The sequence below is a fragment of the Photorhabdus heterorhabditis genome, assembly GCF_001280945.1.
In the GTDB taxonomy this organism is placed as follows: domain Bacteria; phylum Pseudomonadota; class Gammaproteobacteria; order Enterobacterales; family Enterobacteriaceae; genus Photorhabdus; species Photorhabdus heterorhabditis.
In genome coordinates this window covers 1-15,743 of record NZ_LJCS01000014.1, presented here as the reverse complement: position 1 = coordinate 15,743, position 15,743 = coordinate 1, and the positions used below count along the sequence as shown (strand labels likewise).

Here is a 15,743-nt window from a genome sequence, read left to right as displayed (position 1 = left end):
GTCTATATAAACCATTATGCGGGTTCACCGGATCTGGGTATGGAATTTCGCCCATACCATTTAGGCCAGGAATGGATTAAATCGGGACACAAAATTACCATACTCGCAGCCTCTTATTCTCATGTCCGGACAAAACAAGCCAAACTGATCAATAATAAAAAAACCACCGAAAATATTAATGGGTTAGAATTTATCTGGTATCCAACTCCAGATTACAACGGAAATGGATTGGTCAGAGTCAAAAATATCTTCTCTTTTTTACGACAAATTTGGCTCGACAGTAATAACCTGGTCAAAAAATATCGGCCTGACGTGGTCATTGCATCAAGCACATACCCTATGGATATATGGGTGGCAAAACGTATTGCTCAAAAAGCTCGCGCTAAATTAGTTTTTGAACTGCATGATTTATGGCCCCTTTCACCTATAGAATTAGGTGGAATGTCACCTAAACATCCATTTATCCAACTATGTCAACTCGCTGAAAACGCGGCTTACAAACATGCCGATATTGTAATTTCTATGCTCCCAAACGTAAAAGAGCATATGCAGGCTCATGGGTTAGACCTTAATAAATTACATATTATTCCTAATGGTGTGGTTATCGATGATTGGATGAATCAACTCACGCCATTAAACAGCTTACTTGAAACGTTAATCACAGCTGAAAAAAATAAAGGGCATAAAATTGTATGTTATAGCGGTGCTCATGGACGGCCAAATGCGCTAGAAAAACTACTCCAAACAGCCTCATTGCTTCATGATAAACCCATTACGTTCTTATTGGTCGGCACTGGCCTTGAAAAGGATAATTTAATTGAAGAATCTGAATCACTGGGAATAAATAACGTTATATTCTTTGATCCGATTCCTAAAACGCAAATACCCACATTATTAAATAAAATTGACATTGCCTATATCGGATTACAAAAGCAATCATTATTCAGATTTGGCATCAGCCCCAATAAACTGATTGATTATATGATGGCGGGTAAACCTATTTTATGTGCGATTGATGCAGGCAATGATCCTGTTTCTGAAGCAAATTGCGGTATTACAATTAAATCAGGCAAACCAGAAGATATTGCACAGAACTTAATAAATCTCAGTAAGTTATCAACTAACGAATTAAACCAAATGGGGCAAAGAGGTAAAATTTACGCTTTAGAAAATCACGCTTATTCCGTATTAGCAGACAATTTCATAAAGGCAATAACAAATCATGAATAATAAATTCCTTCCTTTTGCATTACCTGAAATTGGACAACCTGAAATTGACGAAGTCATTGACTCACTTAAAACAGGCTGGATAACGACCGGACCTAAAGCCAAAAAATTTGAACAAGATTTTGCACAATATTTAGATTCTGATGTTGAAGCCATTGCAGTAAATTCAGCAACGGCTGGATTACATTTAGCGTTGGAAGCCATTGGTATTCAGCCTGGTGATGAAGTTATCGTACCGACTTACACCTTTACGGCAACAGCAGAAGTCGTCCGTTATCTGGGTGCTCATCCTATTTTCGTTGATTCTTTACCTGACAGCCTGAATATTGATCCAGTAGCAATAAAAAAAGCAATCACCGCTAAAACCAAAGCTATCATGCCTGTACATTTTGCCGGTTTATCCTGTGATATGGATGAAATCATTGCCATTGCAAAAGAATTTAACCTAAGAATCATTGAAGATGCCGCCCATTCATTCCCGACTTTATATAAGGGAAAGAAAATTGGCACACTCGACACAGATGTGACGGTATTCAGCTTCTACGCCAATAAAACCATGACAACAGCGGAAGGAGGCATATTAGTCTCCAGAAATCCAAACATTATAAAAAGAACAAAAATCATGCGTCTTCACGGTATCAGTAAAGATGCTTTTGATCGATACCAATCTAAAACGCCGGCTTGGTATTATGAGGTGATTGAACCGGGTTATAAATATAATATGCCAGATATCTGTGCAGCCATCGGTATTCATCAATTACAGAAAATAGATGCTTTTCAAAAGAAAAGAGAAGCAATGGCCAGATTTTACGATCATGAATTAAAAGATCTACCTATTACCTTACCTACCAAACCTAAAGAACCGAATAGTCAACATGCCTGGCACCTATACACCATTAGACTAAATGATGAAGTCAAAATATCCAGAGATAACTTCATCATAAAAATGGCAGAGAAAAATATAGGCTGTTCTGTCCATTTTATTCCATTACATAAACAGCCAATATGGAAAGATACCTATTCTCTGGACAAAAATGATTTTCCTATAGCAGAAGAAAACTTTAAAAAGATTGTATCGATTCCCTTATATACAAAAATGACAAAAGGAGATCAAATTTACGTTATTAACACAATTAAAGAGATTCTTAAATAAATGAAAATAACGCATTCAATTATAAAAAGAATTTTTGATTTAACCTCATCTTCAATTGGATTAATTATCCTTTCTCCAATTTTAATTGTGATAGCTATTTGGATAAAAATAGACTCAAAAGGACCTATTTTCTTCCGACAAAAACGGGTAGGCCAATATAACCAAAATTTCTATATTCACAAATTTAGGAGCATGACTATCGGGTCAGAGCAAAAAGGACAACTCACTATCGGTCATGATCTGCGTGTTACCAACTCTGGGAGATTTATACGCAAATATAAACTGGATGAATTAGCACAACTCATTGATGTTATACAGGGAAAAATGAGTTTAGTCGGCCCAAGGCCAGAAGTCCCACAGTTTATGGAAAAATATCCAGATGATATCAGACACAAAATATTATCGGTAAAACCCGGAATAACAGATTTGGCTTCTATAGAAATGATCGATGAAAATCAGATATTAAGTCAATATAAAGATCCTCATCAAGCCTATATTGATATTATTATGCCTATAAAAGCCAAATACTACTTAAACTATATTAATAACAGGTCACTTTTCTATGACCTGAAAATTATTTTTAAAACAATTTATAAAGTCGTTTTTAGATAATTGAAAATCATGAACAAAAAAATAATATTTAGTCAAGACAGATTAATAAAGACCATCACTCTGCTGGCCGTAGATATACTTATGATCAGTAGTTCATATTGGTTAAGTATGTGGCTACGGCTTGATAGAGAAGTGCCAATCTATAGTTTACAACATTGGCTAGTTATTATATTTACAATACCTTGCACACTATTTATTTTCTTAAGAATTGGTTTCTATAGATCTATCATAAAATACGTTAATATGAGTATATTAAAATGGGCTATCGTTGGCTCATTTTCATCTGCGCTATTATTAACAGCATTCTCCTTATATCAACAAGCATTTTTACCCAGAACCGTACCGATTATTTACTTCTCTTTTCTGGTAATGTCACTCTGCGGTACCCGATTTTTATATAGAACACTGCGTAATCTATTAAAATATAAAGGCGTTCCTGTTATCATATACGGGGCAGGAGAATCTGGTCGGCAACTTTTACCCATATTAAGAGAGCATAGAGAATTCAACCCGATTGCTTTTATTGATGACAACCCTAAACTACACAATTTATCTATTCATGGAATTTATGTCTTCTCTCCAGAGAAAATAACACTCTTAGTAGAAAGATATAATATAAAGAAAATATTATTAGCAATACCTAGTGCATCAATATCCAATAGAAAGAAAATACTTGATAAACTACAAAAAGAGCATTGTGAAATACTCACCATTCCAAGTTTCAATGACCTGGTTGAAGGAAAAGCCCAGATAAACTCACTCAAACGCGTTTCTATTAACGATCTACTCGGCAGAGAGCAAGTGGCCCCATTACAAAACTTGCTCAGTAAAAATATTAAAAACAAAAATATTCTTGTTACAGGCGCCGGTGGATCAATCGGATCAGAGTTATGTAGACAAATCATCACTCAGTCTCCCACTCAGCTGATATTATTTGAATTAACCGAATACTGCCTTTATTCAATAGAAAAAGAATTACAAAAGATAAACTCAGAAAGCGATTTAAATATCACTATTATTCCAATTTTAGGTGATATAAAAGATTCGGATAAGATAAATAAAATAATAAATAAATTTAACATTCATACAATATACCATGCTGCGGCATATAAACACGTCCCCCTTGTAGAAATGAATACCATAGAGGGGGTGAACAATAATATCTTTGGTACACTTTCACTTGCCAAAGCAGCGGTGAACCAAAAAGTTGATAAATTCGTATTAATCTCTACAGATAAAGCCGTCCGCCCTACCAACACCATGGGGGCAACAAAAAGATTTGCCGAACTGATACTACAAGCTTTTGCCAAAGAAAACAGTCACACAAAATTCTCAATGGTTCGTTTTGGCAACGTTCTTGGTTCATCTGGTTCCGTTGTTCCCCTGTTTGAAAAACAAATAAAAAGTGGCGGACCAATAACCCTCACTCACAAAGATATTACCCGTTACTTCATGACGATCCCAGAAGCCGCCCAGTTAGTTATCCAGGCAGGTGCACTGGGCAATAATGGTGATGTTTTTGTTCTGGATATGGGGGAATCAGTAAAAATTTATGATCTTGCCCGGAAAATGATCAACCTTTCCGGACTGACAGTTAAAGATGAAACCAACCCTCATGGTGATATCGAAATTAAAATTACCGGATTAAGGCCCGGTGAAAAGCTTTATGAAGAACTATTAATTGGTGATAATGTTTCTGGCACTAATCACCCGAGAATCATGACAGCCAATGAAGTTTTTCTGACTTGGGACAAATTAAACCCACTATTAAATGATCTAAGAATATCTTGTGAAAATTATGATTTTGAGAATATCAGGAAAATTCTTATTAATGCACCTATTGATTTTCACCCTAAAGACTATATTTACGACCTTTTAAAATAGTATCTATACCCTATGGATTTCAAAGGAATAAGTGGTTGTTTTCATAAAAAATGGTGAAACATATACCCAATAGATTTCAAGTTGCAGTGCGGCGGCAAGAGAACGCATCCCCAGGAGCATAGATAACTATGTGACTGGGGTAAGTGAACGTAGCCAACAAAGCAGCAGCTTGAAAGATGACGGGTATATATAAATTATTGGATTTAATCGCCTAACACAAACCAAAAAATTAACGGAACAGTACCCAAATGGCTATATTCATCGATCGTAAAATAACAGCCAATGCCTATGGACTGTCCTCTGGTGTCTTCTGGGGGCTAAGCGGTGTACTTTTAGCCTTATTATTAGAAGATACCGTTCTTTCCTCCTATCTGCTCATTCCCATTGTACTTGCCTTTCTGAATGACACAATCTCATGTGGATATATGTTTATATATCTTATCGTCAAAGGAAAATACCAAGCAATACGCCTTATTCCCAAGAACAAGAAAAATGGAATAATTATACTGGCGGCTATATTTGGTGGCCCAATAGGCATGTCTTGTTATATTTTAGCCATTCAATACATTGGCATTAGCTACACAGCAACTATTTCAGCAACCTACCCTGCTATTGGCGCATTAACTTCTTTTTTCCTACTTAAAGATCGCATTCACCTTATCGGAATATTGGGATTAATATTAGCTGTTGTATGCACCATGATACTCGGTTACTCAGCATCAACACAGACAACATCTGGTTGGATAGGCTTTCTTTTCGCTTTTATATGTGCACTAGGCTGGAGTTCCGAAATTGTTATTAGCTCTTATGGAATGAATAAAGACATCCCTGCTGACATTGCTTATTTTATCAGGCAATTATCATCCTCTGTGGGCTATTTAATTATCATCATATTATTAATTCACTCTTTTCCTGGTGTTGTACATATCTTCTCAAACATAGAACTATACTCCTTATTATTTTTCACTTCCCTGGTAGCCACCCTATCGTACCTCTTCTACTACAAAGCAATCAGCATGCTCCAGCCCATCCGCGCGATGAGTTTAAATATTACTTACGCTATCTGGGCAGTAATTTTTGCATGTCTACTGGTAGATGAACCCATCTCTATAAAGCTATTACTCCTGTGTGTAGGAGTCTCAATCGGTTCATTCCTAACTGCTGTAAATCCACGTAATATCAAAAAATTAATTTTGACACTTAAATGAATGCGATTCTATTCGAAGCAGCTTAAGTTCATTTTAATCCTACGATTAAAAAACCACTAAACTTTACTGGCTATCAATAACATAACCTACATCAATCCCTCCCCCATTCTCTAACATTTAGATAACAATCACGGATAGATTCACCGACACCTCCAAAGATCACGGATTACAGAATTAGAAATATCATTTTTTTAACAATATCAATTCCTTATTATCGGATGGATATCAAGAAGAAAGTTACCAATCTAAAAAAACGAATGTAAAACTGAAATACTCCCTACGAAACTAATGGAATAGAATAAAACTCTTTGAAAAATAAGGCATCATAGACGTTATTAACGAATCTAACTACCACTTCATAGGCGATAATACAGATCTCAGCTAACCGTATTCTACCAATTAGTTAAACAAGTGGCTTGTTAAGCTTGACCAGACAGAATTTACAGTTTAGTCTCCCCCCAACGAGTTACAAAATCTTATCCCCCATTACTTTTTGTTACGACAGACAAAAGTACTGGAAAATCAGTACAATAGGTAAGATTACCGAATTTTGCAGGCGTTCTGGGAGCCAACAACCTAGTGCGGTAGCTTTGTTTAATGGTACTTATACATTAGTTCAAATTTTCCGTTTCTATACACAGGAAAATCCCTATATGTTAAGAAAAAACCATTAAATAACTTCGTTTAATAATTATCGTAAAATTAATTTAGATTCAGAAAAAACATGAATTATTTGGTCAAATTAAAATTAATATGAAAGGCATCATTTTAGCCGGTGGCTCCGGCACCAGATTATATCCTATAACAATAGGTGTATCTAAACAGCTCCTCCCAGTATATGATAAGCCAATGATCTATTATCCACTATCAGTACTGATGCTAGCAGGAATCAAAGACATTCTTATTATTACAACTCCTGAAGATCAAATAAACTTCAAGCGCCTTTTGAATGACGGAAATAACTTAGGAATAAAGATAAGTTACGCAACTCAAGATAAACCTGAAGGACTGGCCCAAGCATTCATTATCGGTGAAGATTTCATTGGTGATGACTCAGTCTGTTTAGTTTTAGGAGACAATATCTTCTGGGGGCAAGCTTTCTCACCAAAACTACAAAAAGCATCTTCCCAAAAAACTGGAGCTACCATCTTCGGTTATCAAGTAAAAGACCCTGAACGTTTTGGAATTGTTGAATTCGATGACCAGATGAAAGCAATTTCTATTGAAGAAAAACCTAAAAAACCCAAATCTGATTATGCTGTCACCGGTCTTTACTTCTATGACAATCGGGTCGTTGATTTCGCAAAGAAAGTCACTCCATCAGATCGTGGTGAATTAGAAATCACATCAATTAACCAGATGTATCTTGATAATAATTCTTTAAATGTAGAACTCCTTGGTCGTGGTTTTGCGTGGCTGGATACAGGCACCCATGACAGCTTACTAGAAGCCGCCACCTTTGTTGAAACCATTGAAAAACGCCAAGGGTTTAAAATTGCTTGCTTAGAAGAGATTGCATGGCGTAACGGTTGGCTGAATGAAAATGATATCGCCAAAGCTGCTAACACTATGTCAAAAAACGGATATGGAAAATATTTACAATCTCTTATTCAGAGGAAGATATGAGCTTAATAAAACTAATTGATTTTAAAATTCTTGGCGATGAAAGAGGACAGCTAATTTCATTAGAAGGAAACAAAAACATTCCTTTTGAAATAAAGAGAGTTTATTACATTTTTGGAACTAAATCTGGTGTTGCAAGGGGATTCCATGCCCATAAAAAGCTAAAGCAAATTGCAATCTGCATGAGCGGTAATTGCCGTTTTATATTAGACGACGGAAAAAAAAGAGAAGAAATTGTATTAGATACATCCCATAGCGGTATCCTAATCGACCCAATGGCATGGCATGAAATGCATGACTTCTCAGAAGATTGTATCTTAATGGTATTAGCTGATGATGTTTATGATGAATCCGACTATATACGTGACTACGATAAATTTATGATAAAAACAAAAATGACCGATTAATAAAAACCATAGTATAATGTTATCTAGTAATATGAAAAGGAATATATAAAATATGGTCAGTTTTCTCGATTTAAAATCAATAAACTTAAAACATAAAGAAGAATTAAAAGAAGCATATTCCAGAGTAGTTGATTCAGGCTGGTACATAATGGGGAAAGAGTTAGAATGTTTTGAAAAAGAATTTGCAGAGTATTGTGGCACAAAACATTCGATCGGTGTCGCTAATGGCTTAGATGCTTTAATACTAGTCCTCAGAGCATGGAAAGAATTAGGTAAAATCAAAGATGGTGATGAAGTTATTGTACCTGCTAATACTTATATCGCATCAGTATTAGCGATTACAGAAAATAATTTAAAGCCCGTTCTCATTGAGCCAGATCAAAATACATATAACTTAAGCCCTAATAATATTATATCTGCAATCACAGAAAAAACAAAAGTTATTTTGCCCGTGCATTTGTATGGTCAAATCTCACCAATGCCTGAAATCATGAAGATTGCCAATGAATATAATCTATTAGTACTAGAAGATAGTGCACAAGCGCATGGAGCTGAAATAGCGGATAAAAAAGCCGGCAGCTGGGGTAATGCATCAGGATTTAGTTTTTATCCAGGAAAAAACCTTGGTGCTTTGGGTGATGCAGGTGCAATTACAACAAACGATGAAGAATTAACAACCACGATAAAAGCATTACGTAATTACGGCTCACATGAAAAGTATAAAAATATTTATCAAGGCATTAACAGTCGATTAGATGAGCTTCAAGCTGCGTTTCTCTCTGTGAAATTAAAATACCTAAATATCGAAACAGAATATCGACGTAGCATTGCAAAGCATTATTTAGAGAATATCAATAATCCATACATAAAATTACCTATCACCATTGAACAAAATGCACTCCATCCAGAAAACCATGTTTGGCATTTGTTTGCAATTAATTGTCCACACCGCGATAAGCTTCAACAACATCTTTTTGAAAATGGTATCCAAACGTTGATTCATTATCCTATCCCTCCTCATAAACAAAAAGCGTATTCAGAATGGAATACATTAAATTTCCCTATTACTGAAAAAATTCATCAACAAGTATTAAGCTTACCAATTGGACCAACTATAACAAAAGAAGACGCAGAAAAAGTCATCACTGCTTGTAATAATTTTAATATTAAATAAGTAAGAATAATGACTCTTTTCAAGACATCAATATTAAGTCTAATAGCGACTGCATTCAAAATGCTAGCTGGGCTAGTTATTAATAAAGCCGTGTCACTTTATATTGGCCCAGCTGGATTAGCATTAATCGGGCAATTTCAAAGTCTTAGTCAACTCATTATGATAGCAGCGCAAGGTGCAATCAATAATGGTGTTGTAAAATACACTGCTGAATATGGACCAAACGATTCTAAAACACCTGCTCTTTTCAGTACCGCAGCTAAAATTAGCCTTATAACATCGATTATAGTAGGAATACTGTTAATACTATTGTCACAAACCGCGGCTAAAGAGATCTTACTAGATATAAAATATCAATATGTATTTATTATTTTTGGCTTTACTATAGTATTATTTGTCTTAAATGGATTACTATTATCCATATTAAATGGTTTAAAAGAAATTCAAACATACATAAAGATAAATATAATTCAAAGTATTTATGCATTGGTGCTTACTAGTATCTTAATTATTGCCTTCAAATTAAATGGAGCACTAATCGCGTTAGCTACACATCAATCAATTATATTACTCGTAACGCTATTCTTACTAAGAAAACATCCTATAATAAAATGGGAAAATTTCATTAAACCATTTAACCGCCCGATCGCAAAAAAATTAATGGGCTATTCAGCTATGGCTATAACTTCTGCCATTATGGTTCCTGTATCTCACTTAATTATTCGGAATTATCTAGGTACAACACTTGGTTGGGATCAAGCAGGGTATTGGCAAGGTATTTGGTATATTTCGACTATGTATCTTATGGTAGTTACTACTGCTTTAAGTACTTATTATTTGCCAAGATTATCTGAAATTACTAATAATAAAGAACTAAAAAAAGAGATAACACAAGGTTATAGGCTCATCATCCCAATAGTGACAATTTGTGCCCTACTAATATATCTTTTCCGAGATATAATTATTACTATATTATTTACTCAAAACTTCACACCTATGAGAGATTTATTTTTATGGCAAGTTATAGGTGATGTCTTTAAGATAGCATCATGGCTATTAGCCTATTTAATGCTGGCTAAAGCTATGGTTAAATCATTTATAATAACAGAAATTATATTTGGGATATCGTTTATTCTCCTTTCATATTCATTCGTTAACAACTATGGATTAATTGGTATGGGTTACGCTTACTGTCTAAATTACGTACTGTATTTAATAACTATGTTAATTTTCTTTAAAAAATTAGGATAAGGAACTTAATTTGAGTAATCAATTAAATTTTCATTTAGAATCTTTACCTTTAGTTACTTATTGTATCCCTGTTTACAATCATGAAGAATATGTAGCAAATGCAATAAAAAGCATAATATATCAAGACTATAAGAACATTGAATTAATAATTATAAATGACGGCTCTACTGATAACTCATCTATTGCAATTAAAGAGCTAGAATCAAAATGTCAAGCTCGATTTAATCGATTTATATATATAGATAGAGAAAACAGAGGGCTATCATCTACCTTAAACGAAGCCCTAATATGGTCCAAAGGTAAATATTTTGCTGGCCTTGCTTCTGATGACCTAATAAAAAAAGACAAAGTATCTAAGCAGGTTTACTTCATGGAAAGAAATAATGATTGTTCCGCTGTTTTTGGTAGTATCGAACTTATTGACCAATGCAATCATATATATAGAAAAAAGACAATGCCGTTGGCGAAATATTATTTCGAGGATATTATCTGCTACAACTTTATATTGCCAGCAGCAACTCAATTCATTAGAAAAAAAGCTCTTCAAAATATATCTTTTGATGAAAAATTAAAAATTGAAGATTGGTATATGTACTTAAGACTTACTGAGGAAAGAAATTACTATATAGCAAGACTTCCTGATATATTAGCATCTTATAGACGACATGATACTAACACATCAAAGAATCTCTCTATAATGAAAGAAAAAATCCTCATACTAAAAAGATACAAAAATTTACCTATATATAAAAAAGCTAAAGCAAATATATTATTATCAATTAGTATGGATTATGCTCCATTTGAATTTTTCAATTCTATTAAATATCTATTCTTAGCCTTTAAAAAAGATCCATACTTACTATTTACAAAAAAAGGGACAAGAGCCACGATAAAGACTTTTTTACCCAAATTTATAATGAAAAAATATCAATAGAAATTGATTATGGAACCTAGTGCTTTCTTGAATTTTGTATTCCATAATATCTTGGAATATATAACATATACTATCATTATATTTATAGTTATATTTATTTCCATAAAAAAATTAGCTGTGAATATATTAGACCCTATCTATCTATACTATCACTTCACATTTTCTACATCATATGCTGTAGTTTTAATACTTTATATGCATAATTATATATCTATTGAAATATTTAGCGTCATATTTCTTTATGCCGCCATATTAATAATTTCAATAAATATATCTTTTAGAGCAAAAAATTTAATTAATTTAAATTTATTTAGACAATCATCATTTAGAAAATATAATATAGATAAATTTCTATTACTATCTATTACTATTTATTTAGTAATTTCATTTATATATATATACAATATTTCTATTACCACTTTTTTTCTATCTAGATTTGAAGCTAATAAAGGATTGGGAGTATTTTATAGAATATTAGATACTCTTCGTATCATGATTTGCATCGGACTAGGAATTAAACTATCCACAAATAGGAAGAAAACATTACTTTCTATATTTACATTATTCTTCTTACTATATTCATGCTTGATTTCTGGTGCAAAAATTGTTTTAATCGAGCAGGTTCTAGCTTTATTTATTTCTATTAAAACTTATTCTATCTACAAAATAAAACCTAATACTTATATAAAATTCACATGTCTTATCATACTTTCATTTTTACCTGTCATGCTTTTCCTTACTCTACAATCAAACGCAAGTGGATACATAACCTCACAATATTTACCAGGAGTGCCAATACAATTAGAACTATTTATCCTTAGAATTATAGCTAATGGTGACATGTATTATTTATCTCTTCCATATGATCTAATCAATAGAATTAATACCACTAATACAGAATTATATTTACAATTTATAGGGCCTATATTAGGAAATGGAATTACTAACTACCTTTTTAATTATGACTATACAAATCAAAGCATTGGTAGATTGATATGGTTGTATTGGTTTCCTGATGCTTATGCAGGTGGTTCAATAGACCATTTTGATTTATTGGCTTATAAATTTTTCCCTAAGCCATTCGATATTATATTTGTGATTGTATTGGGATGGTTATTAGGCAAACTTATAAAAATAAAATCCAATCTAAACAATCATTCTAATCCTTTATATAGTATAATTATCTTAACATTATATATACGTTCACTCACTATTTTATTATTCCCTACGATTGGAATTGCATTTGTTATAGATACTATAGTTGTTTTCTCCACCCTATTAACATTTTCTCTATTTATTCGCGCAATTAAAAAGCCTAGAAGAGCATGAAAATAATACTAGATGTATGTGGAACCCTATATCACTCAAATACCACCTTTGATTTCATAGATTATTTATTAGGAAAAGAAAATAAACATGTAATAAAGAGAAAAATACTAAAGACATACCTTGCTAAATATTTCCTTATTATTCTAGGAAGAATTATAAATATAGATATATATCGATCCTTATATATAAAACTACTTAAAGGATTCACTATCAGTAAGTTAAACAAAGAAACCCACTATTTTGTCAAAAATATTTTATTTCACCAGAAGATCTCTCAGACACATAGCCTTTTAGACAAGCTCAATAAAGCTGATATTATAATATGTTCTGCAAGTTTGGATATAATAATAAAAGAAGTATCATGTACTTTAGAGATAGAAGAACATCATGCCACAAATCTTATTTTTTCTAGAGAATACTGCACAGGAAAAATAAAGAATGATCTCTTAGGACAAAAAGATAAACTCTTTGAAAATGTCTATTGGGTAATTACAGATAATAAAAGCGATCTAGCTTTAATAAAAAAAGCATCCAAATATACTATAGTTTCCAGAAAAAAAGATTTACCCTTTTGGCAAAAACACAATTTAAATGTAGAAATAATCATATGATATTTTTATTTATTCCTTTCCTCTATACTTTTAAAACTAGATTGAAAACAAATACAAGTCGCTTGGCTTGGGTAACCACCTATTTAATCCCTGTTTTTTTATCATACTTTATACTATTTAGCTATGACATAAGATCTTTTTTAGGATTTATTCTGGGAATAATAATAATATATTCAAGCTATGAGATCGGATATATTACAAATGATTGCGAGTTAACAAAAAAAGAAAAAAATCCAACATTACGATTAAATGGTTCAGAATTTTTATTCTATGAAAAAAACAAATTAGCCATTTATTCTATTAGATATTCATTATTAATGATATGTTTAATTTATATCTATTGGTGTAATTTTCCTTTTAGCTTATCTTTGATTCTAGCAGCAGCATTTATACAAATAATCTATTTCTTATATAATTATATAAGAAATAGATTTAGCATAATTCTTTATAGCTCTCTCGTGTATCTTCGTTATTTTGGTCTAGTATTTCTTACAATAAGTATTGACTATGCTATATTACTTTGGTTTATTTATCCATTGGCTGTGACTATAGAATTTTCCACAAAACCTAGATTTAATTTATTCACTGAAAGATTTAGATTGAATTCTGATATGTTTAGAGTTTTTTTCTACACCATATTGATTTTAGTTTTATTTATAGTAATTACAGTAAAAAAAGATAATTCTCTTGGATTTTATTTAGTTAAATCATTAGTAATATATTTCTTCATTTATAGATTATTATCGTATTTACTAATATCCAAAAAATATAGAAACGCACATAAATAGCAATCTCCAATTAACCTAGATAGGTATATCATTAATCATGAAGTTTTCTGTTCTAATGTCTTTATATTATAAAGAAAAGGCCAACTATCTTAATGAATGTTTCTATAGTTTATTAAAACAAACAAGAAAACCACAAGAAATAATATTAGTACTTGATGGCCCAATAGATTCTGAATTATCAAATATAATAGAAAAATGGAGAAATATATTACCTCTTACTATTGTCCCCCTAGAAAATAATATAGGGTTAGGAAAAGCTTTAAATATTGGGTTAGAACATTGCCACAACGAGTTAATAGCCAGAATGGATACTGATGACATTTGTATGCCTAATAGATTTGAAAAACAAATTGATTATATGCTGAAAAACCCAGATATTTCAGTCTTAGGATCAAATGTAACTGAATACAATGAAAATATGTCAGTTATTACCAATGAAAAATCACTTGCACTATATCATAATGACATTCTTAAATTTATAAAAAAACGAAATCCATTCAACCATATGAGTGTCATCTTTAAGAAAAGTGTTATTATTAAGTCAGGCAGTTATCAACATCATCTTTTTATGGAAGATTATAATTTATGGATACGTATAATATCGAATGGATACAAGGTCGCTAATATACCAGATAGATTACTAAAAATAAGAGGAGGGAACTCCATGATAGAAAGAAGACGAGGCATTCCTTATATTAAAAGTGAATTCCAACTAGCAAAATTAAAGATAGAAAAAAATATAGATAATTTTTCTTCGTCTTACTTCACCTTTTTATTACGAAGTTCTATTAGAATACTCCCAGCATCACTACTATCCAAGGTATATAAACTAATGAGGAAATAAGAAAAATATATGTTAGCTATCGCGCTCAAAGATTTTATTTTTATAGGTTCTCACCTATATTAGATACTTAAACAATGGAATATAAATTTTAAGATTATAGATAAAATAAATAGTGAATTATTTCCAAAAATCTGAGGATATGAGGATATCGTTGAACCGAAATCCTTATTATAATTGTTTAAAGACGCCTCTGTCATAATAAAACGTTTGTTTAGTCGCAAAACAATTAATTAAATATTCAATACATCATTTGTCACAGCATGCAGCATATAACTTTGTAGAAAAAGAAACAGACAAAAATAGAATTTTATACATTTAATGATTATAGTAAAACAAAACTCAAAGCTGAACAGTATATAAAACATGGCAGTAAAAAAGACAGACAAAATTTTAGTCATAACTTTCCTTGCCTTTATGTTTGGCAAAAAAATAGAGCTAATATTTGCAACCTATTTAGTTAAACAGATAGTATCCGGTCGCTGCCTCATTCTATTCATGTCATCAGTGTTTAACTATGTAAATAAATCTAATTTCACAATGAATAAGTTAATCAATATTATATGTAATGACCTAAATAAGGTTTCATAATAGTGCTACACCCATTCTTTGTCTTCCTGGTTTTTGCTGTGATGAAAACGATGCCAAAAAGGCATCAACATAATTAATCAACTGCCACATAAATTGACAGCTATGATTTC

General features: G+C 32.1%; 13 protein-coding genes and 1 pseudogene. 13 read left to right on the top strand and 1 reads right to left on the bottom strand.

Features of this window, described 5'->3' with window-relative positions:
• Positions 1 to 39: 39 nt before the first annotated feature.
• The 13 genes from AM629_RS07325 (at position 40) to AM629_RS07260 (ending at position 15,045) form a co-directional block, all read left to right on the top strand.
• Positions 40 to 1,230, top strand: coding sequence for a glycosyltransferase family 4 protein (locus AM629_RS07325; RefSeq protein ID WP_235525417.1), 1,191 nt, complete (start codon positions 40 to 42; stop codon positions 1,228 to 1,230).
• On the top strand, positions 1,223 to 2,380 hold the full coding sequence (locus tag AM629_RS07320) for a DegT/DnrJ/EryC1/StrS family aminotransferase (protein WP_054477570.1): 1,158 nt from the start codon (positions 1,223 to 1,225) through the stop codon (positions 2,378 to 2,380). Before AM629_RS07325 ends, AM629_RS07320 begins: the two co-directional genes overlap by 8 nt.
• Positions 2,381 to 2,992: a sugar transferase gene (locus AM629_RS07315; protein ID WP_235525416.1), complete on the top strand. Its 612-nt coding sequence runs from the start codon at positions 2,381 to 2,383 to the stop codon at positions 2,990 to 2,992.
• A gap of 9 nt (positions 2,993 to 3,001) precedes the next feature.
• A complete protein-coding gene (locus AM629_RS07310) occupies positions 3,002 to 4,876 on the top strand; it encodes a polysaccharide biosynthesis protein (protein ID WP_054477569.1) in 1,875 nt (624 codons plus the stop codon).
• A 248-nt stretch (positions 4,877 to 5,124) separates the two neighbouring features.
• A complete protein-coding gene (locus AM629_RS07305; protein WP_054477567.1) occupies positions 5,125 to 6,084 on the top strand; it encodes a DMT family transporter in 960 nt (319 codons plus the stop codon).
• A 753-nt stretch (positions 6,085 to 6,837) separates the two neighbouring features.
• Entirely contained in the window at positions 6,838 to 7,710 is an 873-nt protein-coding gene (gene rfbA, locus AM629_RS07300) for a glucose-1-phosphate thymidylyltransferase RfbA (RefSeq protein ID WP_054477564.1), read from the top strand.
• Entirely contained in the window at positions 7,707 to 8,114 is a 408-nt protein-coding gene (locus AM629_RS07295) for a sugar 3,4-ketoisomerase (RefSeq protein WP_054477562.1), read from the top strand. Before rfbA ends, AM629_RS07295 begins: the two co-directional genes overlap by 4 nt.
• A gap of 52 nt (positions 8,115 to 8,166) precedes the next feature.
• Positions 8,167 to 9,288: a DegT/DnrJ/EryC1/StrS family aminotransferase gene (locus AM629_RS07290; protein WP_054477560.1), complete on the top strand. Its 1,122-nt coding sequence runs from the start codon at positions 8,167 to 8,169 to the stop codon at positions 9,286 to 9,288.
• 9 nt (positions 9,289 to 9,297) lie between these two features.
• A complete protein-coding gene (locus AM629_RS07285) occupies positions 9,298 to 10,539 on the top strand; it encodes an O-antigen translocase (protein WP_054477557.1) in 1,242 nt (413 codons plus the stop codon).
• A 10-nt stretch (positions 10,540 to 10,549) separates the two neighbouring features.
• Positions 10,550 to 11,473: a glycosyltransferase family 2 protein gene (locus tag AM629_RS07280; RefSeq protein ID WP_054477555.1), complete on the top strand. Its 924-nt coding sequence runs from the start codon at positions 10,550 to 10,552 to the stop codon at positions 11,471 to 11,473.
• Positions 11,474 to 11,482: 9 nt separating this feature from the next.
• Positions 11,483 to 12,802, top strand: coding sequence for an O-antigen polymerase (locus tag AM629_RS07275; RefSeq protein WP_054477553.1), 1,320 nt, complete (start codon positions 11,483 to 11,485; stop codon positions 12,800 to 12,802).
• A complete protein-coding gene (locus tag AM629_RS07270; RefSeq protein WP_054477551.1) occupies positions 12,799 to 13,413 on the top strand; it encodes an HAD family hydrolase in 615 nt (204 codons plus the stop codon). Before AM629_RS07275 ends, AM629_RS07270 begins: the two co-directional genes overlap by 4 nt.
• 825 nt (positions 13,414 to 14,238) lie before the next feature.
• Positions 14,239 to 15,045, top strand: coding sequence for a glycosyltransferase (locus AM629_RS07260; protein WP_054477547.1), 807 nt, complete (start codon positions 14,239 to 14,241; stop codon positions 15,043 to 15,045).
• Between the two features lie 582 nt (positions 15,046 to 15,627).
• Here the strand turns inward: AM629_RS07260 and AM629_RS23330 are convergent.
• Positions 15,628 to 15,743, bottom strand: a pseudogene (locus AM629_RS23330) (IS630 family transposase); the annotation flags it as partial.